At 36.0% G+C, this 1,487-nt stretch carries 1 protein-coding gene; it reads right to left on the reverse strand.

What is annotated here, in order from left to right; translation table 11 throughout:
* Nucleotides 1-668: 668 nt before the first annotated feature.
* Entirely contained in the window at nt 669-1,112 is a 444-nt protein-coding gene (locus CDZ78_RS22620) for a hypothetical protein (protein WP_174664604.1), read from the reverse strand.
* Nucleotides 1,113-1,487 lie beyond the last annotated feature (375 nt).

The following is a 1,487-nucleotide window of genomic DNA, read 5'->3' on the forward strand; positions in this document are numbered from 1 at the left end:
ATAAAGATTGGCTTCGTTTCCAAAAAAAACTTTTGCATATTGTATGATTTTATTTTTTTCTTCTACGTTAAGTCTCATTGATGCTTACTCCTATAAATTTAAACAGTCAGGTTTTTCTAAGTTAATGGGACATGCTTTACCATTTATAAGTAAAAAAATAGCAATGATATCCAACATGCCATGTTTTACACCCACAAAACAGCTTGCAATGCGCATCATGTTATGGAGACTTACAAAAAGGTGAACTATGCCGCCTTGTTTATGTAAAATCTTTTCGAGACCAAATCATCTTAATTTCGCTTACTACCTATCGGTTATTGCCCGTCGCACTTAACACTTGTAATTACCTATGCTTGCTCTATGTTTACTATCTGGTAGTTGACCAACCTTGCCAGGGGTGATTTTCATCACGCTGGAATTATCGACCTTGTTCGGCCGCACACCCCATTATTCGTTATCCTTTGTTCGATAAGCTGGAGGGCAGGATATTATTTTCTTAAATACTTCACTAATATTATCAAAAAACCCATAAAAAATATTGCAGACCAAAACAAATGAACCAACACGTTTCCATGATTTTCATTTGCAAGATATAACTGCATAACGAAAAACACAAAAAGTATGAAAATTTTAATTTTAATATTACTAATCTGCTTATTCATGGCACCTTAAATTCCGCAAGCTTCACGACTTCCTTCTAAATCTAATGCAATGTTAGTAAAACCCATTATGGTTAGCACGGAACTCACTCCAGCTTCAAATGAACCAAATCCTGCAAAAAACACTACAGCTAATGGGGCAAGTCCTGCAAAAAGACCGCTAACAAAACATTGCCTATCAAACCCTTCCATTTCAACAAGTAATAGTGATAAAAGTGTCAAATGACCAAATAATGAGGTTAGCAATGGAATTAAACCTGCTCCAGCAATACCTGCGGAAAGAACTATTGAAGTTAAAGCTGAACCTATAATTAGTGATAATGTAAACCCAAGAAACAATCCAGTAAAGTAACTACCATTCCCCCCACCCGCAATCTTATAAGCCCTATCCCCAGTCACAGGATCGGTAATAATATACCCAGGCACACTGACAGCATCGGTATGCGTAATCACCTCTTTACCAGCATTCAGCGCATTCCTAATCTCATTTATTGTATCTGAGTCATGATGAATGTTACCTATTACAGCCGATTGATTAGCCTGAGTAATATGATATACCCGTTGTCCATTTGCGCTGGCTTTTTGTAATGCTTTTACCGCTAAAATCGCTTCACCAGTAAAAAGTAAAAAGGGGTCAGTACCCTTTTTTACACGCTTAAAGTCTATATCAAGTCGTTTCTCATCGGCATTAAAATCAATGGATTTAATCAGCCAGGTGAATGAATGTGGAGTGCCTGCAGAAACAATTCTTTCATTATCAAAAATAAATTTTAATGATTTATAGGAATTACAGATTATAATTTACCCACTCATTTTTCAAAAGAGCCA

Origin of the sequence: Bathymodiolus platifrons methanotrophic gill symbiont (assembly GCF_002189065.1) — a bacterium.
Lineage (GTDB): Bacteria > Pseudomonadota > Gammaproteobacteria > Methylococcales > Methylomonadaceae > Methyloprofundus.